The organism is Streptomyces sp. NPDC034103 (genome assembly GCF_055575395.1).
Genome location: NZ_JBVISS010000003.1, coordinates 574,288 through 593,522, shown reverse-complemented (window position 1 = coordinate 593,522; position 19,235 = coordinate 574,288). Strand labels below are relative to the sequence as shown.

Annotated in this window: 14 protein-coding genes and 2 tRNA genes; 5 read left to right on the top strand and 11 right to left on the bottom strand. The window is 72.1% G+C overall.

The window, feature by feature from the left end; genetic code table 11:
• Positions 1–171: 171 nt before the first annotated feature.
• The 7 genes from ACZ56U_RS08925 to ACZ56U_RS08895 all read right to left on the bottom strand — a co-directional run bounded on the left by ACZ56U_RS08925 (position 172) and on the right by ACZ56U_RS08895 (position 9,339).
• On the bottom strand, positions 172–1,653 hold the full coding sequence (locus tag ACZ56U_RS08925; RefSeq protein ID WP_469083334.1) for an MFS transporter: 1,482 nt from the start codon (positions 1,651–1,653) through the stop codon (positions 172–174).
• Between the two features lie 96 nt (positions 1,654–1,749).
• Positions 1,750–3,918, bottom strand: a complete 2,169-nt coding sequence (locus tag ACZ56U_RS08920; RefSeq protein WP_469083333.1) for an ArnT family glycosyltransferase — start codon at positions 3,916–3,918, stop codon at positions 1,750–1,752.
• Positions 3,915–5,393, bottom strand: coding sequence for a bifunctional glycosyltransferase family 2/GtrA family protein (locus ACZ56U_RS08915; protein WP_469083332.1), 1,479 nt, complete (start codon positions 5,391–5,393; stop codon positions 3,915–3,917). Before ACZ56U_RS08915 ends, ACZ56U_RS08920 begins: the two co-directional genes overlap by 4 nt.
• 14 nt (positions 5,394–5,407) lie before the next feature.
• Positions 5,408–7,036, bottom strand: coding sequence for an ATP-binding protein (locus ACZ56U_RS08910; RefSeq protein WP_469083331.1), 1,629 nt, complete (start codon positions 7,034–7,036; stop codon positions 5,408–5,410).
• On the bottom strand, positions 7,033–7,773 hold the full coding sequence (locus ACZ56U_RS08905) for a response regulator transcription factor (protein ID WP_019054929.1): 741 nt from the start codon (positions 7,771–7,773) through the stop codon (positions 7,033–7,035). The genes ACZ56U_RS08910 and ACZ56U_RS08905 overlap by 4 nt, the downstream gene beginning before the upstream one ends.
• 234 nt (positions 7,774–8,007) lie before the next feature.
• Complete coding sequence (locus ACZ56U_RS08900) at positions 8,008–8,880, bottom strand: DUF2797 domain-containing protein (RefSeq protein WP_469083330.1); 873 nt, start codon at positions 8,878–8,880, stop codon at positions 8,008–8,010.
• 57 nt (positions 8,881–8,937) lie between these two features.
• Positions 8,938–9,339: an HGxxPAAW family protein gene (locus ACZ56U_RS08895; RefSeq protein ID WP_469083329.1), complete on the bottom strand. Its 402-nt coding sequence runs from the start codon at positions 9,337–9,339 to the stop codon at positions 8,938–8,940.
• An 86-nt stretch (positions 9,340–9,425) separates the two neighbouring features.
• On the opposite strand from ACZ56U_RS08895, the gene ACZ56U_RS08890 reads away from it, so the two are divergent.
• Positions 9,426–9,908, top strand: coding sequence for a MarR family winged helix-turn-helix transcriptional regulator (locus ACZ56U_RS08890; RefSeq protein ID WP_469083328.1), 483 nt, complete (start codon positions 9,426–9,428; stop codon positions 9,906–9,908).
• Between the two features lie 188 nt (positions 9,909–10,096).
• A complete protein-coding gene (locus ACZ56U_RS08885; RefSeq protein ID WP_469083327.1) occupies positions 10,097–10,591 on the top strand; it encodes a GtrA domain-containing protein in 495 nt (164 codons plus the stop codon).
• Between the two features lie 49 nt (positions 10,592–10,640).
• Here the strand turns inward: ACZ56U_RS08885 and ACZ56U_RS08880 are convergent, their stop codons facing one another.
• Positions 10,641–11,927, bottom strand: coding sequence for a hypothetical protein (locus tag ACZ56U_RS08880; RefSeq protein WP_469083326.1), 1,287 nt, complete (start codon positions 11,925–11,927; stop codon positions 10,641–10,643).
• Between the two features lie 306 nt (positions 11,928–12,233).
• Here ACZ56U_RS08880 and ACZ56U_RS08875 point away from each other — a divergent pair, with 306 nt between their 5' ends.
• The gene (locus tag ACZ56U_RS08875) at positions 12,234–12,419 is read left to right on the top strand and encodes a hypothetical protein (RefSeq protein WP_469083325.1); all 186 of its coding nucleotides are present in this window, start codon (positions 12,234–12,236) and stop codon (positions 12,417–12,419) included.
• Positions 12,420–12,578: 159 nt separating this feature from the next.
• Here the strand turns inward: ACZ56U_RS08875 and ACZ56U_RS08870 are convergent, their stop codons facing one another.
• From ACZ56U_RS08870 to ACZ56U_RS08860, 3 genes are all read right to left on the bottom strand, one after another.
• Positions 12,579–13,097, bottom strand: a complete 519-nt coding sequence (locus tag ACZ56U_RS08870; RefSeq protein WP_469083324.1) for a hypothetical protein — start codon at positions 13,095–13,097, stop codon at positions 12,579–12,581.
• Between the two features lie 123 nt (positions 13,098–13,220).
• Positions 13,221–13,293, bottom strand: a tRNA-Arg gene (locus ACZ56U_RS08865).
• 188 nt (positions 13,294–13,481) lie between these two features.
• A tRNA-Ser gene (locus ACZ56U_RS08860) sits at positions 13,482–13,572 on the bottom strand.
• 246 nt (positions 13,573–13,818) lie between these two features.
• On the opposite strand from ACZ56U_RS08860, the gene ACZ56U_RS08855 reads away from it, so the two are divergent.
• Entirely contained in the window at positions 13,819–14,280 is a 462-nt protein-coding gene (locus ACZ56U_RS08855) for an SSI family serine proteinase inhibitor (protein WP_469083323.1), read from the top strand.
• 302 nt (positions 14,281–14,582) lie between these two features.
• Positions 14,583–19,202, top strand: coding sequence for a PAS domain-containing protein (locus tag ACZ56U_RS08850; protein ID WP_469083322.1), 4,620 nt, complete (start codon positions 14,583–14,585; stop codon positions 19,200–19,202).
• Positions 19,203–19,235 lie beyond the last annotated feature (33 nt).

Genomic DNA, 19,235 nt, shown 5'->3' with positions numbered 1-19,235 from the left:
CCTGGTCCTGCGATCGCCGATCAGCTTAGGCGTCCCCGTGGGGGCGCGGGGACCCGCGCGATCAAGCACACCCGCCCCGCGGTCACGCCCCGTCCGCACCCCCGGGCGCCCGGGCGACCTCTTCCCGCACCGCCGGGCACCCGGGCGACCTCTTCCCGCACCCCCGGCCGTCTAGGCGACCTCTTCCCGTTCAGCGCGCCGCAGCAACGCCCCCGCGACCAACCCGCCCAGCAACACGGCCACCGCCCCCACCAACAGGCTGGTCTCCAGCCCGGACGCGTACGCGTCGGTGATACGCGCCCGCTCCCGCGCGGAGCCGGCCTCCGCCAACGCCGCCGGCAGAGAACTCGCCGCCACGGAGACCAGCGCGGCGAAGCGGGAGTTCAACACAGCCCCCAGCACCGCGACCCCGAGCCCCTGCCCGAACTCCGCCACCGTGCCGTTGATCCCCGCCCCGATCCCCGCCTTCTCCGGCGGAATGGAGCTCATGATCGCGTGCGCCATCGCCGGGTTGGCGATCGCGGCGCCGGCACCGATGAGCAGCAGCCCGAGCAGGGTCCCGGCGTAACCGCCGGAGGCGACCGTCGCGATGGAGACCAGCCCGCCCGACATCAGCACCATGCCGAGGGCGATGGCAGCCGGGTTCCCCAGGGCGGTCGCCCACTTCGCCGCCACGCCGGAGAAGTTGAGCGCCACGATGGTGAGCGCGAGCGGTGCCGTGCGCAGACCGGCTTCCAGGGGGCCGTAGTCGAGGACGAACTGCATGTGCTGGGTGAGCAGGAAGAGCGAGCCGCCCATGCCGAAGGTGATCAGGACCGCGCCCGCGATGGCGCCCGTGAAGCGGCGGTCGGTGAAGAAGTGCAGGTCGAGCATGGGGTACTCGATCCGGCTCTCCCAGTACCCGAACCCGGCCAGCACCGAGACGGCGACGGCCGCCGAGACCAGGACGCGACCCGAGGTCCAGCCGTGCCCGGGGCCGGAGATGATCGCGAAGACCAGTGCGGCCATGCCGATCGTCGAGAGCAGGGCACCGAGGAGGTCGGGCCGGTCGCCGCGCGGGTTCTTGGACTCGGGGACCAGGGTGACGGCGGCCACCAGTCCGATCGCCGCCACCGGGAGGTTGATCAGGAAGATCGCGCCCCACCAGAAGTGGTCCAGCATGAACCCGCCGAGCAGCGGGCCGCAGGCGAAGCCGAGCGCGTTGACGGCCGCCCAGATGCCGATCGCCTTGGCGTGCTCCTCGGGCGCGAAGATCTGCATCACCACGGCGAGCGTGGTCGTCAGCAACAGCGCGCCGCCGATGCCCATACCGGCCCGCGCGGCGATCAACTGGCCTGTGCTGTCGGCCAGTCCGGCCGTGAGCGAGCCCGCCCCGAACAGGGTCAGGCCGGCGATCAGCATCTTCTTGCGGCCGTAGCGGTCGGCGGCGCTGCCCGCGGTGAGCAGCAGGCCGGACTGGACCAGGGAGTACGCGTTGATCATCCACTGGATGTCCGAGGTGGCCGCGTCCAGTTCCTCGGTGAGGGAGGGGATCGCCACGTTCAGGACGGTGTTGTCGAGGACGACGGTGAGCTGGGCGAGGCAGATGACACCGAGGATGAGCCAGCGTCGGGGGTGCCCCTGGGAGACGGTGACGGGCGCGGGAGCAGACATGTTGTACACCGTAGAACAGTTCCTATACGGCGTACAACAGACATACGAGAGAGGGCGGCGGCCGGGCTCGGCCACCGCCCTCTTGTCACCTACGGGTCAGCTGCTCGCCTTCTGGGTGAGGTCGTAGAAGGTGGCCGAACCCACCGTCACCTTCTTGAAGTTGGCCTCGACCCAGCTGGTGATCTGCGAGGACGTGCCGCTGCCGCTGCCGCCCATGCCGCCGCCGGAGCCGGAGGAGATGAAGTAGTGGATCTTTCCGTCCGCGACGTACTGCTTGAACTGCGCCAGCGTCGGGGACGGGTCGGTGCCGTTGAAGCCGCCGATCGCCATGACCGGTTCGCCGGTGGAGAGCTGGTAGCTCGCCGCGTTCTGGGAGCCGATGGCCGCCCCGGCCCAGGTGTAGTCGCCGGAGTCCGTCTCCAGGAGCTTCTTGGCCTCGGCGGAGACGGTCGCGCCGTTGAGGAGGCCGCCGGCACCGCCGCCCGCCATGCCGCCGCCTTCTCCGGTGGGGCCGCCGTTCCGGCCCTGCTGGTTCTGGGAGTTGCCGGTGCCGTTGCCGTTCTGGCCCGGCACGCCGCCGCCGAAGCCGCCGTTGCCGCCGCCGGGGAAGCCGTTGCCGTTGCCGCCCTGCCGGCCCTGGGTGGTGCCGTTGCCGCCCTGCTGGTTCTGGCCCGGCATGCCGCCGCCCATGCCGCCGTCGCCACCGGGGCCGCCGCCGCGGCCGCCCATCATGCTTGCGCCGGCGGGACCGGCCGTCACGATGGAGCCGGTGTGCCCCTGCTGGAGGGTGCTGAGGATGTACGCGGTCGGGCCGGCGAGCGAGGCCAGCAGTCCGAGCGACGCCGCCGCGAGGGCGAGCCGCCGGTTGACGCGGCCCGCGAAGATCAGGCCGAGGGCGGCGACCAGGCCGCCGATCAGGACCAGCCACTTCAGCCAGGGCAGGTAGTCGGAGGTGCGGTTGAGCAGGACGTACCCCCAGGCGGCACTGGCCACGACCGCGGCCGCGAGGGTGAGCGAGGCCCGGATGTCCTTGCGCTTCTCCCACAATAGGGTCGAGCCCATGCCGGTCACGGCGGCCAGGTAGGGCGCGAGGGCGACCGTGTAGTACTGGTGGAAGATGCCCGCCATGTAGCTGAAGACGACCATGGTGATGAGCAGCGAGCCGCCCCAGACGAGGAACGAACCGCGGGTGACGGACGTCCGCTTGCGCTTGCGCGTGGCCACCAGGCCCGCGACCAGCAGGATCAGCGCGGCCGGGAGCAGCCAGGAGATCTGGCCGCCGATCTCGGAGTTGAACATCCGGTCCCAGCCGGTCTCGCCCCACTGGCCGGTGTTGCCGCCGCCACCGCCGCCGCCGACCGAGCCGGTCTCCTCGCCGTTCAGACGGCCGAGGCCGTTGTAGCCGAAGGTCAGCTCCAGGAAGGAGTTGTTCTGGGAGCCGCCGATGTAGGGGCGCGAGGAGGCGGGCCACAGTTCGACGATCGCGACCCACCAGCCGCCGGAGACGACGATCGCGGCCGTCGCCGCGGCCAGCTGTCCGAACCGCTTCTTCACCGGCACCGGCGCGCAGACCGCGTGGACGATCGCCAGCGGCGGCAGGATCAGGAAGGCCTGGAGGGTCTTGGCGAGGAACGCGAAGCCGATCGCGACACCGGCCCACAGCAGCCACCTCGTCCGGCCGTCCTCCAGGGCGCGGACCACGAAGTAGCAGGCCACGGCCATCAGCAGGGCGAGCATGGCGTCCGGGTTGTTGAACCGGAACATCAGCGCCGCGACGGGGGTGAGCGCCAGCACGGCGCCCGCGATCAGACCGGCCGCGGGGCTGAAGCGGCGGCGCACGGAGGCGTACACGACGGCGACCGTGCCGACGCCCATGAGGACCTCGGGCATCAGGATCGCGAAGGAGCTGAGCCCGAGGACCCGCACCGACAGGGCCATCGGCCACAGCGAGGCCGGGGGCTTGTCGACGGTGATGGCGTTGCCCGCGTCCAGCGAGCCGAAGAAGAACGCCTTCCAGGACTGGCTGCCGGCCTGGACGGCCGCGGAGTAGAAGGAGTTGGCGTAGCCGGAGGAGCTGAGGTTGTAGAAGTAGAGCGCCGCGGTGGCCAGCAGCAGGCCCCAGAACGCGGGGCGCACCCAGCGGGGGTCCTCCGGGCGGCCGCGCCACAGTCTCCTGCCGAAGGGCTGCTTGGGCTCACCCGCCTGCGGGGCGGGCGGGGCCGCGGGAGCCACGGGTTCCTGTGCGGCCGTGTTGGTGATGGTCATCGGGAGGCCCCCGGGGTGTTGTCGGAGGGGCGCACCGGCTGAAGCTGCATGGTGGCGTCCCGCCAGGTCTGGTCCGCGGCTTCACCGGCGCGGATCTGGGTGTCGTACGCGTACTGGGGCGCCGTCGGGCGCTGCGGCAGCGGCGCGTAGGGCAGCTGCCGGGTGGGGTACTGCGGGGCGTGGGTGGGCGAGGAGGGGGTGGGGGCCGGGGTGTGCGAGGCCACCACTGTCGGCTCGCGGCGCTCGGGGAAGACCCAGGCGCGCAAGAGCAGGAAGCGCAGCACGGTCGCCGCGAGGTTGGCGGCGATGAGGACCGCCAGCTCGGTGGAGTGCGCCGGGTCGCTGCTGGCCGCGTTGAGGGCGGCGAGGGAGCCGCTGGTCAGCGCGAGACCGATGCCGAAGACGACCAGGCCCTGCGCCTGGTGCCGCACGGCGCCACCGCTGCCGCGCACCCCGAAGGTCAGGCGGCGATTGGCCGCCGTGTTGGCGACGGCCGAGACCAGCAGCGCGAGCGCGTTGGCGACCTGCGAGCCGCCGAACTGCCGGAAGACGCTGTACAGGAGGAGGTAGAACAGGGTGGACAGGCCGCCGACCACACAGAACCCGAGGAGCTGGCGGGCCAGCCCCTTCGGCACGTCCTGGATCTCGCGGTCGCGCGGGGCGTCGCCGAAGGGACGCGCGACCCGGTCCAGCGGCAGGGACCCGGTGGCCAGCGCCTTGCCCACCCGCCACACGCCCCTCAGGTCCTCGGTCGCCGTCCTGACGATGTGGACGGTGGAGTCGGGATCGTCGACCCAGTCGACGGGCACCTCGTGGATACGCAGTCCCGCGCGCTCGGCGATGACGAGCATCTCGGTGTCGAAGAACCAGCCGGTGTCCTCGACCATCGGCAGCAGCGCCTGGGCCACGTCACGCCGGATCGCCTTGAACCCGCACTGCGCGTCCGAGAAGCGGGCTTGGAGCGAGCCGCGCAGGATCAGGTTGTACGAGCGGCTGATGAACTCCCGCTTGGGGCCGCGCACCACTCGGGAGGAGCGGGCGAGCCTCGATCCGATCGCCAGGTCGGAGTGGCCCGAGATCAGCGGGGCCACCAGCGGGAGCAGGGCGTTGAGGTCGGTGGACAGGTCCACGTCCATGTAGGCGAGGATCGGGGCGTCCGAGGCGGACCACACGGTGCGCAGGGCGCGACCACGGCCCTTCTGCTCCAGGCGGAAGGTGCAGACCTCGGCGATCTCCGCCTCCAGCCGTGCCGCCACCTGGGGGGTGGTGTCCGTCGACGCGTTGTCCGCGATCGTGATGCGGAACGCGTACGGGAAGGTGCGCTTGAGGTGCTCGTGCAGTCTCAGCACACACGGCTGGAGGTCCTTCTCCTCGTTGTAGACGGGGATCACTACGTCCAGGACAGGCGTACCGGCGTCTGTGGCCGGGAGGTGCTCCCGCGCCGGCAGAGTGCCGGGAGAAGAGTCGGTTCGCATGGCAACGACTCTGGTCAGGTGCCCTGTTGCACCCATGTGCTGGCACTGTGCTGTACCTGTGAGTGCGTTTGCCAGTTCGTTTCGGGGGCCGGGCGGGGGGCCACCGGGGCGAGCGCCGGCAGATGCACGGTGAACACGGTCCGCCCCGGCACGCTGTCCACGGTCACGGCACCGCCGTGCGCGGTCGCGACGGCCTGCACGATGGCGAGGCCGAGTCCGGTGGAGCCGGAGGCGCGCGAACGCGACGAATCACCGCGCGCGAACCGTTCGAAGACATGCGGCAGCAGATCGGCCGGGATGCCCTGGCCGTTGTCCTCGACGTCCACGCACATCCACGGTCCGCGCCGCTGGACGCGGGCGGTGATCGTGGTCCCGGGGGAGGTGTGCTTACGGGCGTTGCCCAGCAGATTGACCAGCACCTGCTGGACACGCGCCGCGTCCGCCGACACCAGGGCCGGTTCGTCGGGCAGGTCCAGGCGCCAGTTGTGCCCCATACCGGCGGCGCGGGAGTCGCTGACAGTGTCCACGACGAGCGGGATGAGGTCCGTCGGCTCGAACTGGAGGGGCCGGCCGGCATCGAGCCGGGCCAGCAGGAGGAGGTCCTCGACGAGCAACGTCATCCGGCCCGCCTCGGACTCGATACGGCCGAGGGCGTGCCGGCTGTCGGGGCCGATCTGCTCTCTGCCGCGTCTGGTGAGCTCGGCGTAGCCGCGGATGGAGGCGAGCGGGGTCCTCAGCTCGTGACTGGCGTCGGCGACGAACTGCCGTACCCGCGTCTCGCTCTGCTGGCGGGCCTGGAGCGCGCCGTGCACATGGTCGAGCATCCGGTTGAGCGCGGCGCCGACCTTGCCGACCTCGGTGTCCGGGTCGCACTCCGACTCCGGGACCCGCTCGCTGAGGTTCACCTCGCCGGTGTGGAGCGGGAGTTCGGAGACGCGGGTCGCTGTCGCGGCGACCCGGCGCAGGGGGCGGGTGGCCACGCCGACGATGACGGTGCCGGCGATACCGGCGGCGATGAGACCGGCGGCGGTGACGCTGGCTTCTACGGCTATGAGGGTGTTGAGGGTGTTGTTGACACCGTCGGTCGGGATGGCGACGTAGTAGCTGTCGCCGGTGTCGGTGGTCTTGAAGACGACGCGGTACTCGCCGAGGCCCGGGAGGTCGACGGTGTGCTCACCCTTGCTCTGGGAGACCTCGTTCAGCGCGGTCCGTGCGGCCTCGCTGACGTTCTCGGCCTTCATCCCGCTGATGTCGGCGGCGTTGTCCTCGTCCTTCTCCCCGACCCTGGCGTCGGTGATGCTGCCGTTCACGACCTTGGCGATGATCGTGCCCTCCGGCTGCGGGCCGCGCTTGACGAAGTCGCCGAGGTTGAGGGTGTTGTTCGCCGGCGTGTCCTGCGGGAGGGCCGCACCGCCCCTGTCGTCGGGCGGCTTGCTGCCTATGTACACGCGTGCCGAGACATCGCCCAACTGCTTGTCCAACTGCTCGTACAGATGCGACCGCAACGCCAGCGTCGTCACCGTGCCGATCACCGCGCACACCACCGCGATCAGCACCACGGACGCGACGACGAGCCGCGCCCGCAGGGTCCGCGGCTTCCCCAGTCGCTTCTTCTGCGTACGCGGCCGTCGTCGTCCGCTCATGACGCGGCGGGCTTGATCAGATAACCGGCGCCACGCCGGGTGTGGATCATGGGCTCGCGGCCGGCGTCGATCTTGCGGCGGAGGTACGAGATGTACAGCTCGACCACGTTGGCCTGCCCGCCGAAGTCGTAGGACCACACACGGTCGAGGATCTGCGCCTTGCTGAGCACGCGCCGCGGGTTGCGCATCAGGAAGCGCAGCAGCTCGAACTCGGTCGCGGTGAGGTGGATGCCCTCGCCGGCCCGCGACACCTCGTGGCTGTCCTCGTCGAGGGTGAGGTCACCGACGACCAGCACGGAGTCCGAGCGCCGGTCGGCGGCACCGGAGCGGCGGATGAGGCCACGCAGCCGGGCGACGACCTCTTCGAGGCTGAACGGCTTGGTGACGTAGTCGTCGCCACCGGCGGTGAGCCCGGCGATACGGTCCTCGACGGCGTCCTTCGCCGTGAGGAACAGGACGGGAACGTCCGGCAGCTCACGGCGCATGCGCCCCAGGACGGTCAGGCCGTCCATGTCGGGCAGCATCATGTCGAGAACGACGGCGTCGGGCCGGAACTCCCGCGCGGTCTGGATGGCGCCGGTGCCATCCCCCGCACTCCGGATCTGCCATCCCTCATAGCGCAGCGCCATGGACAGCAGCTCGGTGATCGACAACTCGTCGTCCACCACAAGCACTCGGACGGGGCTCCCGTCCGGCCTCAGCAGTTCGGTGCGCCCCTGGGGCGAGGTCGTGGTCATGTGGCCACACTGTCTGGATCCTCTGAGAGCACGCTTTCGGGGACCTGTGATTTTCCTGAGAAACACACAGGGACCTCTCAGGGAACGCACTGGAGGCTTCTCGCCCGCTCACGCACCGGCCCGCTCACGCGCCGGCCCTCTCACGCACCGGTCCTCTCACGCACCGGCCCGCTCGGAGCCGTGGCCTGCCGTCCACCTCCGGTCGGTCCGTCGTCGGCTGCTCGCGCGCGGACGTCAGAACAGCCCGTCCTGCACGCCCGTCTCTCTCCTGAACTCCCGTACCGGCACCGAGAGTTCCTCGGTGTCCGCCGGGATCAGCCCCCACCCCGTCATCAACCGCGTGTCCAGCACGACCACCCCGGCCCCGGTCTCCAGATGCAGATCGGGCCCGGCGGCCGCGACCAGCCGCCCGCCGACCGCGCCCCCGGCGACGAGTTCGGCGACCGTCCCGGTGGGGGCCGGCAGGTCCGCCAGCCCGAACACCCGCACATGGTCGACGGGTTGGCAGGGCTCGGCGCGCAGCGACTCCGGCCACCCACCGAGCGCCACGGCCTGCGCGTGCAGTTCGACCACCTCGGCGGCCCGCTCGGCCTCCGTGCCGGGCAGCGTGGACCGCACCGCCCGTTTGTCGGCGTACGGGATGCGGTCAGGCACTCCGAGGGCCGCCCGCAGCAACTCCTCCGTGCGCCGGGCCGCCATGAGCGGGCCGACGCCGAGCCAGCTGAAGCAGACCGCGCCCTGTTCGAGCAGGCGCGCCGAGCCCCGTTCTTCGGCGGTGATCCCGACCTTGGTCATGCCGGGCCCGAACCAGGCCAGATACACGTGGTACGGCCGCGGATCGTCCGCGACGGTGTCCGCGGCCACCGAGTGCGCCCGGTCCAGCCGCGCGCACTCCTCGCACCGCGCCCCCGTACTCCGGGCCGGTACGGCCGCCCGCGCCGGACACGCGTGCCCCCGCGCTCCCACACATGTCCGTACACCCCCGTCCGCGACCCCGAAGGCCACCCGTTTCCCCCAGGTCAGCGCACTGCGCCGCCCGCCTTCCCATGCCAGCGCGGGACCGTCGGCCGCCCACCGCAGCCCCGAGCACTTCCATGCGTGTGCCATCACCGACGAGCGTAGAGGGCGCCACTGACAACAGGCGGTGAGCAGCGGAAACAGAGGTCAGCGAGCGGCGGCCCCCGCCTCCACGGGCCTCGGCTCGCCCGTCACCACGGCCGACCCCGCCCCCGGCCCGGACACCGACTCCACCGCCGTACTCCTGACCCGGCCCCGTCCCGCCAGCCGGCACCCCACGCATCCCGGATGCCCCTCCCGCGCCGACAGGTCCCGGTTCCGCATCGCCCACTGCGCATGCGGCCGGACACCCGGCGGCTTGCCCCAGCCGGTGAGGTGCAGGGCCCAGGTCACGAGGACGCTCGCCAGGACGAGGACGAGCCCGGCCGCCAGCACGGCCGCCGACACCATGACCACTCCCAGCCCCAGCACCGTGGTCCCGATGATGGCCACGGCGAATCCGGTCCAGCCCGCGACCGTGTGCCCCTCGTCATACTGATGTGCGCTCACGTGTCCGTCCTCCCACTCGCCCTGAATCTCTCACGTCGTAAGAAATTTAGCACCGAAACCTCTCACGATCTAAGGTAATCACCAAGATGGCAGCCAAGCCCCGCCCCGCCACCACCCCGGCCGAGGCGCTGACGTCGATGGACTCGCTCATCGCGACGCATCTGCTCGGCCAGCAGGAGATGGCCCAGCGGCTGGGCCTGAACGTCACCGACCTCCTCTGCTTCGGCTGCGTGCTGAAGGCCGGCGAGGACCTGCTCACCGCGGGCGACCTCGCGGAGCACGCCCATGTCACGACGGGCGCGATGACCGGCATCCTCAACCGCCTGGAACGCGGCGGTTTCATCACGCGCGTGCCCGACCCGAAGGACCGCCGCCGGGTGCGCGTCGCCGCCGTCCCCGCCGCCGTCGCGCGCGTGGAGGCCCTCTACGGCCCGTACTACGCCCGACTGCACGAACTCTTCGCGGACTACTCCGCGCACGAGATCGCCGTACTGAACGACTGGTTCACCCGGACCGCGGGTCTGGCGCTGGAGTACATCCGGGAACTGCGGGTCCAGGACGGGGAGTAGGGCCGCTCGGGGGGTGGGGGTGGTGCTGGCTCCACCATGGGTCCGGTAGCGCACACCCTCGTTTCGAAGGGCGCGCGACGAGATCGTGGAACCACGCCGATCCGGGCCGAGGCCGGGGGAAAAACCCCGCCACGGCCGACCGGGATCAGCCGTGTCCCGTCAGAGTCGCCCGCCCGGAAGGAACCGTCATGGAGACGCAGCGCACAGAGGCCGAGCCGGTGGGCCCGCTCGCCTCCTTCGTACGGTTCGTGGTGTGCGGCGGCGGGGTCGGCGTCCTGTCCAGCGCGGCGGTCCCGCTGCTGGCGACGCTGATGCCCTGGGCGGTGGCGAACGCGGTGATCACGGTCGTCTCGACGATCCTGTGCACCGAACTGCACGCCCTGTTCACCTTCGGCACCGGCGGCCGCGCGGGTCTGCGCCGGCACCTTCAGTCGGCCGGTTCGGCGACCGCCGCGTACGTCGTGACCTGCGCCGCGATGGCCGTCCTGCACCTGGCGCAGTCCTCGCCGAGCCTGTTCCGGGAGCAGGCGGTCTACCTCGGCGCCTCCGGCCTCGCCGGCATCGGCCGGTTCCTGGTGCTGCGACTGTTCGTCTTCGCCGGCCGCGAGGAGACCAGGGCTGTGGCGGTACGTCCCGTGCGCGGCGGTCTCGTCCACCACGGCGACCTGCTGCTCGCCCGCTGAACTCCTCGTCAGTGGGGCCCCGGGATCTCCCGGGGCCCCGCTCATGCGCTCAGGAGCCGTCGGCCCGGACCGCGTACACGTACCGCTTGTCGACGTACTCGCTGGCGTTCCAGATCACCGACTCGCTGTACGACCAGCCCGAGGCCCCGCTGCTGTGGAAGCTGAGGTCCTCGGAGCCGATGGCGAGGTCGGCGACGACGCTCGCGCTGTTGGCCCCGGAGTTGAAGGTGCGCAGCGTGCCCGCGCCGGAGGGGCCGTCGCTCACCGAGAGGTAGTGCTTGCTGGTGCGGGAGACCACTCCCTGGATCTTCTTCTGGGCGACGGTGACCGCCTCGGTCGCGGTGAGCGAGCCCGGATGGCGGTCGGTGTGGTCCAGCGGCCAGCGGACCACCTTGGGCACGGTGTTGGTGGGCCTGGTCGAGCCGAGGAAGGGGTCGCCCGGCTCGTCGTAGTCGACGACGCCGGAGAGTGAGTACTCGCCTATCACCAGGCTGTCAGGGGTGCTGGCGCGGTCGAGGCCTATCGCCGAGTAGCGCAGCCAGGTTCCCGCGTTGTCGTAGGCGTGGCTCTGCGGGAGGACGTACTTGTAGCCGTAGCCGTAGTACTGACCGTCGGTGTGCAGACCGCACACGTCCTTCTCCGTGGTGGGGACGGTGAAGAGGGTGTTGAGGTCGAAGATCCTCAGGCCCTTGTACGTGTCGACGACGTACAGCAGGTTGCCGTACCACATGATGCCGCCGGCGTGTTTGCGGACGGGGTTGAAGGAGTACGCGCCCGTGCCGGTCCTCACCGGTTCGACCAGCAGTACATGCCGATAGGTGGGCGCGGAGGGGTGGTTGTAGTCGACGAAGGTGAGCCGCATGCCCTTGTCGAGCGCGTAGTCGTCGTCGCCGTCCTCGTCGGGGTCGGTCTCGAAGTACCAGGACACGAGGATGACCTTGTTGCTGCCGCCCTCCGGGTAGAGCCCGTTGCCGTAGGCGTCGGCGCTGGTGGTGACGCCCTGGGGTATCCAGTACGGCACCTCCTGATCGTCGGTGTCCCAGGCGAAACCGGCCTGGAAGGCCTCGGCCGTGGAGGGGGCGCCGGCGAGGACATCGGCGTCGCGGTTGGTGTCGGCTATGACGGTGGTGGCGTCCACCTTGGTCAGACTGGCCGCCAACCCGGCCGCCAGGGCAGCGAATTCGCCGTGGCTGTTGGAGGAACGGCTGGTCAGGGAGTACTGGCCGGCATTGATGGTCGCGGCGTGCGCGGCGGTGGGGGCGAGCAGGCTGCCGGCGGCACCGACGAAGGGTGCGGCGGCCATGCCCTTGATGATCGCTCTTCGCGTCATGGTCATGACGCGAGAAACTAAGCGGATTCGAACAAGCAGCACAAGCACAATTGTTCGCACCGACGCGCGCGAACGTCCGCCCGCAGAGGAACAGTTGTCGGCGCCGGAGGTCACCCGCGACGGCGCCAGGGCCGAAGAGGGCTACGGCGGCCCGAACTCGCGCCCGGCTCAAGGGGTGCTAGCGGCTCTCTGGGATACGGCTGGCCTCACCCCTGTCGGGTAGGTCACTCCATGGCGGCGAGAGGTCGGCGGGGGCATCGTGGAGAGCAGAGGATCCGAGCGGCACAGGCCCCTTCCCGGAAGGAAGATCCCATGAGCTCTCTACCGTCTCCCCAACCGAACCCCTCTTCCCACGAGAGCGAACTCGCCCCACTGCTCACCGCCTGGGACCAGGCCCACCCGGCCACCGCCGACCCGGAGTGGCGCCACCTCCTGGACGAGCTGGCCCATCCCCGCACCACGGAGGCCTTCCACCGCCTGGCAGGAGCCACAGCTTGAACCCCACCCCCCTCTTTCACCACCCCCACCCCCCACACCCCGCGAAACACCGAAGGCCCCGGATCTCTCCGGGGCCTTCGAGCGTCAGGGCCGTCCTCGCCGTCGTCATCATCGGCGGCCTGGTCGGCGGCGGAGCGCTCGGCTACGACGCCGGGACGGTCAGGAGACGCGGCTCACCATGAAGGCGGTGCCCACCCTTTCCTCCTCGGGTGAGTCCGCCTGGATCGCGAGGCTCGGCCCGGCCGTGGTGAAGTCGAACCCGTTCGGCATCGGCTGTGCGCAGTCGACGCGCCTGGCTGTCCTGGCGGTGCCTGAGACGACCGTGAAGGTGACGGTGCCCTCCCCCGCGCATGCCACCTCCACCCGCAGGTCGGTGCCGGGCTTGACGGTCTTGTCCAGGTTCTCCCCGGGCACCGCGAGGGAGCCGGCCGAGAACAGGCCCTCGTCGTCCGACTTCAGGCGATCCGTCATGTCGAGCACGTCGCGGGCTTCCTTGTCCAGCTGCTCCCGGCCGGACGGGGAGGGCGACTGCGCCGTAGGAACCGCGGTGGAGCTCGCCGCCTTCCGGGACTGCGGAGCCTTGGCCGTGGGAGGCGAGTCAGAACAGGCGGATGCCGTGCCGGTGATCAGCACGACGGCAGTCAGAGCACTGCCCGTGTGACGGGTGAAGCGGTACATGAGGTCCCCCGATGCGCTCAGAAGCCGAGCAGGTGCACAGAACCTGGTGATCATCCCGTCCGAACACCGCGTCGCCCTTGAAACACCGAAGGCCCCGGATTTCTCCGGGGCCTTCGATCTGTGTGCACTCGGCAGGATTCGAACCTGCAACCTTCTGATCCGTAGTCAGATGCTCTATCCGTTAAGCTACGAGTGCTTGTTTTGTTTTCTCGCCGTTTCTTGCCCTTCCGGGCCGCTCGCGGCGACAGGAAGAACATTACATGACTGCCGCCGCCATGTGAAATCCGTTAGCCGTACCCCTTGTGACCTGCGGAAACGACGCATGGGGCCGCTTGCGACACGCCGAAGCCCCGATCCGTGGGACCGGGGCTTCGTGATCACGCGCGGAGGCGGAGGGATTTGAACCCTCGATGGGATGTAAGTCCCAAACCGCATTAGCAGTGCGGCGCCATAGACCGGACTAGGCGACGCCTCCAGCACAACCGATCGCGCGAGCGCGAGTGGTGCGTGCAGATGATGACACAGTCGAGCGCGGTGTCACCAATCGCCTCCCACGGTACTAGGCAGGAAGGCCGCAGGGCAAAGCCCTTCCGGACGCGACGCGACGCGGCACAGCGGCGGTGGCCGCGGCGGACGGCGGTGGCGGGCGGCGGTGGCTGTGGCCGTGGCTGTGGCTGTGGCTGTGGCGCAACCGGGGCGGGCGGGGCGCGTTAGTCAGGTCATGTTCCAGTCCCCCCGGCTCGCCCGGCTCCTCGTCCTCGGCGCCTCCACTCTGGCCGCCGCCGGCTCCGTCACCGCCGTACCCGCCTCCGCGCACTCCCTGATGCCGCCGCCCGCCCGCGACGAAGACCGCACCGGCGACCACCTCACGGTCACCGTCCGCAACGCCGGCGCCGGCAAGGACGGGACCTTCGAGCTGTACTGCCACCCCGGCGGCGGCACCCACCCCGACGCCGCCGGCGCCTGCGCCGCGCTCGACGGCGGTGCGCGCTGGGGCACGGACAGCTTCGCCCCCGTACCGGAGCAGAGCCTCTGCACCCTTCAGTACGGCGGGGCCGCCACCGCGCATGTCACCGGGACCTGGGCCGGACGGCCGGTCGACGCGCGGTTCGACCGGAGCGACGGGTGCCAGATCGCCCGCTGGGACCGGCTCGTCCCGGTTCTGCCCGACATGGGGCGGTAGGCGGCCGTAGGACGGAAGTACCTCGCACAGGTGTTTCAGGGCGGAAACAGGGCGTCCGTAAAAGTGCCGCGAAAGTCTCATGGAGGGAGAGGCGGCGTGCTTCAGGAGAAGAAGGCCGAGCGTGTGCGGGTGGTCGCGCCCGCGGTCACACGTTCTACGTCACTTCGTCGTGCGACCTCCCTCTCATCCGGCGCCCCCGGCACAACCGCTGCCCTTAGACTCCCTCGCGTGACACGTCGCGGGCCGGTTGGCAGGATGGCCCGAGTGGTCGGCAAGGTGCGGTAACAGGGAGGAAGCGTCTCGTGAGCAGCAGGCCATCCCGAGGCGCTGCTCGCCTCGCAGCCATACTCGACGCGCTTCCCGACGCGTTGGTCCTGGTCAACGCCAACGGGACCGTCGTGAACGCCAACACCATCGCCCTCGAGGCCTTCGAGGCGCCGGGGACGGCTCTGGTCGGGCGCGGGCTGCTCGATCTGCTGCCCGAGTTCGACTCCAAGCTGATCCCCGGCTCCATGCGGCGGCCGGACCACATGGACCCGGTGGGGCGGACCAAGCCCACGCGGATGGTCGCGCGCCGGACCGACGGGGCCGAGTTCCCCGTCGAGGTCACCAGCGCCAACCTCGAGAACGGCCAGCAGGCCTACGACGGCTACGGCTACGGCGGTGACGAGCTGCTGATGCTCGTCGTGCGCGACCTCACCGGGACCGTCGACACCGAGGCGGAGCTCGCGCGGTCGCAGCGCCAGACCGAGATGATCCTGCGGGCCGCCTCCGAGGGCGTGGTGGGCACCGACACCGACGGGCGGATCGTGCTCGTCAACCCCGCCGCCGCGCAGATACTCGGCTACCGGGCCAGCGACCTCGGCGGCCGCGAGCTGCACACGCTCATGCTGCACTCCCGCGCGGACGGCACCCCGTTCCCGTACGAGGAGTCCCCGCTCGCCGACACCCTGCGCTCCGGGCGCAAGCACCGGGTGCGCGGGCAGGTCGTGTGGTCGAAGAAGGGCGAGAAGGTCTCCGTCGACCTGACGACCGCGCCCGTACGCGACGGCGACCAGCTCGTCGGCGCCGTCATGACCTTCACCGACCGGCGGTCCTACGACCAGCTCGCCGAGGAGAAGGAGGCCGCCGAGCAGCGGCACGCGCAGGAGCTGGAGCGGCTCGCCGAGGAGCACGCCTCCGAGCTGACCGCCCTGCGCCAGAAGCACGTCACCGAGGTCGAGGAACTCCAGGAACAGCACGAGGAGGAACTCGCCGCCGGTGAGGAGCGGTACGCCTCCCTCGGGGAGCGCGAGAAGGACCGCTACGAAGCCCTCGCCGGACGCCACGAGCAGCTCCTCACCCTGCTCGGCGCCTCGCTGCGCGGCCCGCTCGACGAGCTGCGCCACGAACTGGCCAAGCTCGCCGCGGACGACGCCGGGCAGCTGTGGCCCGAGGCCAACCAGGTGCTGCACCACCTGTCCGCCGGGTACTCGCGGATCACCCAGCTCATCGACAACGTCCTCGCCTACCAGCGGCTCGACGCGGGCACCGACACGATCACGCGGACGAAGGTGATGCTCGACGCCGTCGTCGCCGCCGGTGTCGACGGGGCGGTGGAGCTCATCGGGCCCGGGCGGGTGCAGTTCGCGGTGCACGCGCCGCCCATCGAGGCCGAGGTCGACCCGCCGCTGCTGGCCCGCGCCCTCGCGCACCTCGTCGCGGACGTCGCCGGCGTCGACGCGACCGGCAACTCGCCCGTCTCCGCCGGCGGTTACCTCGACAACACCGTCGTCGTGGCGGCGGCGCAGCGCGGCGAGGTCGTACGCATCGAGGTGCGCGGGCCGTACGCCGGGGGCGACCCGGTGCACGAGCCGATCGTGCGCGGGATCGTGCGCGCCCACGGGGGCGTGCTCCAGACACATGAAGTGCCGGGGATGAGCGGGAACGCCTACGTCCTCGAAGTGCCCATCGGCGGTGGCGCGGGGGCCGTCGCGGCGGCTGCTCCGGCCGCCATCGAGGCCGCCCCGGGAGCCGAGGGCGAGAGCGGTGGGCGGCGGCGGGCGCGCCGGTCCTCCGTCGACGCGTTCCTGGACAGCGAGGTGCCGGCGGGGCCGGGTGCCGACACCGGCGTCGACGGCGGTGACTCCGACGGGGCCGACGGTGAGCCCACCGGGCGCCGCAGGAGGCGTATGGGAGAGGCGCCCGCCCTTCCCGCGGCGGGCGACGCGGAGTCCGGTTCCGGCTCCGGCTCCGGCTCCGGCTCCGGTGGGACCGGGCGTCGGCGGGGGAGGCCTGCGGAGGGTGCCGACGGTGTCGCCGGTGTCGCCGAGGGTGCCGTCGTCACCGCCGCCGAGCATGCCGCGGGCACCGCTGCGGCGGGGAGCGGCCTGGGCGGGACGGTGCCGCCGCAGGGCGTGCCCGCGCCCGCGGGAGGACACCGGGCTCTGCCGGAGTCCGGTGTCGGTCAGGGCGCGGGCTCAGGCTCGGGTGAGCAGCACGCGTTGCCGCCGGCGCTGCCCGCGGTCGCGTCCGGCGAGCCCGGCGCGGAGAACGACGCGGCCCAGCCGACCGGACGCCGGCGCCGCGCCCTGGCCGCCGCCAACGAGCGGGCCGCCGCGCAGGAGGCCGCCCCCCGCGCGGTGTTCGCCCTCCCGCCCGCGGACGCGGACCGGGGCGACGAGGGCAACGGTCCGGTGGGGCCGGGGGGCGCGGGGCAGCCTGCGGTCGCCGGGCAGCCGGGGGTTACGGCGGGACAGCCGGGGGTTACGGCCGGACAGCCGGGAGTTACGGCTGGGCAGCCGGGGGTTATGGCCGGACAGTCGGCCGGCGTGGCTGGGCAGGTGTCGGGGCAGGGTGGTGTGCCGGGTGCAGCCGCTGTACCTGGACAGGTGCCGCCGCAGGGTGGCGTGCCGGGTGTGGCCGCTGTACCTGGACAGGTGCCGGCGCAGGGTGGCGTGCCGGGTACTCCGGGGCAGGTCGCCGTGCCCGGGCAAGCCCCTGCGCCCGGACAGGTACCGGCGCAGGGCGGTGCCCCGGGTGTTCCCGGTGCTCCCGCTCACCCGGGGCAGGTCGCCGTACCCGCTCAGGGGCCCGGCCCCCAGGTCGTGGTCCCCGCGCAGCTTCCCGTGCAGACCGGGCTTCCCGGGCAGGCACCCGGTGGCGTCGCCGTACCCGCGCAGGCCCCGCAGGTCCCGCAGGTCCCGCAGAATCCTCCGGCCCAGCACCTCCCGCAGGCCGCCCAGGCCCCCGGTGCCCACGCTCAGGCCCCCGGCGCTCAGGTCGCCGGCGCTCAGGTGGCCGTGCACGTCCCGGGGCAGGACGTGTCCGCCGCGGGGCTCGTGGAGGACGGGCGGCATGACGCCATACCGCATGATCAGTCCGGGGACCACACCCCTCCGCAGCCGCATCCCACGACCGCGCCCACCGGCAGGCGTCGGCGGGCCGTGACTCCGCCGGCGGAGGCCGGTGCGACGCCCGCGCAGGACGTCCCGGCGCAGCAGACCGCGCAGCCGGTGCCCGCGCAGGCCGCCCCGCAGCACGCCACCGGTCAGACCGTGCCGCCCGCCCAGGCGCCGCCCGTGCAGGCCCCCGCGGGGCAGCCGCTCCCGATGGCCGCCGAGGCCGCGGACGCCGCCGCCGCTCAGGGCACCCGGCCGTGGCCCGCCGACAACCCCGCCGTGGCGCAGACCGGCGAGACCGGCGTCGTACCACCGAACGCGCCGCAGCCCGCCGGCACGCCCGCGCCCGGCACTCCGCTGCCCCCCGAGGCGGTCGCGCAGGCCCGTGCGGCACAGCCGTTGCCCGCGGAGGCGGCGGCGCACGTCGACCCGAACTCCACGCAGGGTCGGGCCATCAGCGTGCGGACGCTGGGGCAGGGTGTGCCGTTCACCCGGCAGGCGGCCCAGGTGCAGCAGCCGCAGCCGACGGGGACGCCCGCGCCGCACCAGCCGGGCGGTTCCGGTCGCCGTCGCAAGCTCGGCACGCCGCCCGACCCGGCCGCCGGGCGCCCGCATCCGACGGCGGAGCAGTCCGTCGCGCAGCAGCAGCCCTCCCTGGCCGGGCAGTCCCGGCTCGCACAGATGACCGAGGGCACCGGACGGTCGTACGCCATAGGCGCACCGGACGAGAACGCCGCCGAGGGTCCCGAGCCGCTGGACGGTCCCGGTGGGGCCGTCGAGGTCGCCGACACCCCGCGGCCGCAGCGCATGGACGACGAGCTGCCCCCGGAGCCGCTGGACAACCCGCGGCGGCTGCTGGTGTGGCCGGCGCCGGACGTCACCACCCAGCAGGCGCTCAGCGACCGCGGCTACCGGCCCGTCATCGTGCACTCGCGCGAGGAGGTCGACGCGCAGATCGCGGCGTTCCCGGCCGCGCTGTTCGTCGACCCGCTGACCGGGCCGATCACCCGGACGGCGCTCCAGTCGCTGCGGCAGGCGGCGGTCGCTGCCTCCGTGCCGGTGATGGTGACCGCGGGGCTCGGACAGGCGACGCGTGAGGCGGCCTACGGTGCCGACCCGGCCGTCCTGCTGAAGGCCCTCGCGCCGCGGGACAGCGAGCAGCACCCGCCGCGGGTGCTGCTGATCGAGGAGCACGCGGAGATCGCGCTGGCGCTGACGGCGACGTTGGAGCGGCGCGGGATGCAGGTGGCGCGGGCCGCGAGTGACGCGGACGCGGTGGCGCTGGCGGGGCAGTTCCGGCCGAACCTGGTCGTGATGGACCTGCTCCAGGTGCACCGGCGGCAGGCCGGCATCGTGGACTGGCTGCGGGCGAACGGGCAGCTCAACCGCACCCCGCTCGTCGTCTACACCGCCGCCGTCGACCAGGCGGACCTGCCCCGGCTGGCGTCCGGCGAGACGGTCCTGTTCCTGGCGGAGCGGTCCACCAGTGGTGAGGTGCAGGCGCGGATCGTGGATCTGCTGGCGCGGATCGGGACGAACTAGGGCGCCGGAAAGCCGTACGCCGGGCGGGACTTG

Bases quoted from the DNA above. Each gene is read 5' to 3' on its own strand.
- ACZ56U_RS08870 (WP_469083324.1), bottom strand. From the start codon at position 13,097: ATGTACCGCTTCACCCGTCACACGGGCAGTGCTCTGACTGCCGTCGTG.
- ACZ56U_RS08910 (WP_469083331.1), bottom strand. From the start codon at position 7,036: ATGAGCGGACGACGACGGCCGCGTACGCAGAAGAAGCGACTGGGGAAG.
- ACZ56U_RS08915 (WP_469083332.1), bottom strand. From the start codon at position 5,393: ATGCGAACCGACTCTTCTCCCGGCACTCTGCCGGCGCGGGAGCACCTC.
- ACZ56U_RS08905 (WP_019054929.1), bottom strand. From the start codon at position 7,773: ATGACCACGACCTCGCCCCAGGGGCGCACCGAACTGCTGAGGCCGGAC.
- ACZ56U_RS08885 (WP_469083327.1), top strand. From the start codon at position 10,097: ATGGAGACGCAGCGCACAGAGGCCGAGCCGGTGGGCCCGCTCGCCTCC.
- ACZ56U_RS08890 (WP_469083328.1), top strand. From the start codon at position 9,426: ATGGCAGCCAAGCCCCGCCCCGCCACCACCCCGGCCGAGGCGCTGACG.
- ACZ56U_RS08855 (WP_469083323.1), top strand. From the start codon at position 13,819: ATGTTCCAGTCCCCCCGGCTCGCCCGGCTCCTCGTCCTCGGCGCCTCC.
- ACZ56U_RS08875 (WP_469083325.1), top strand. From the start codon at position 12,234: ATGAGCTCTCTACCGTCTCCCCAACCGAACCCCTCTTCCCACGAGAGC.
- ACZ56U_RS08900 (WP_469083330.1), bottom strand. From the start codon at position 8,880: ATGGCACACGCATGGAAGTGCTCGGGGCTGCGGTGGGCGGCCGACGGT.
- ACZ56U_RS08925 (WP_469083334.1), bottom strand. From the start codon at position 1,653: ATGTCTGCTCCCGCGCCCGTCACCGTCTCCCAGGGGCACCCCCGACGC.
- ACZ56U_RS08880 (WP_469083326.1), bottom strand. From the start codon at position 11,927: ATGACCATGACGCGAAGAGCGATCATCAAGGGCATGGCCGCCGCACCC.
- ACZ56U_RS08920 (WP_469083333.1), bottom strand. From the start codon at position 3,918: ATGACCATCACCAACACGGCCGCACAGGAACCCGTGGCTCCCGCGGCC.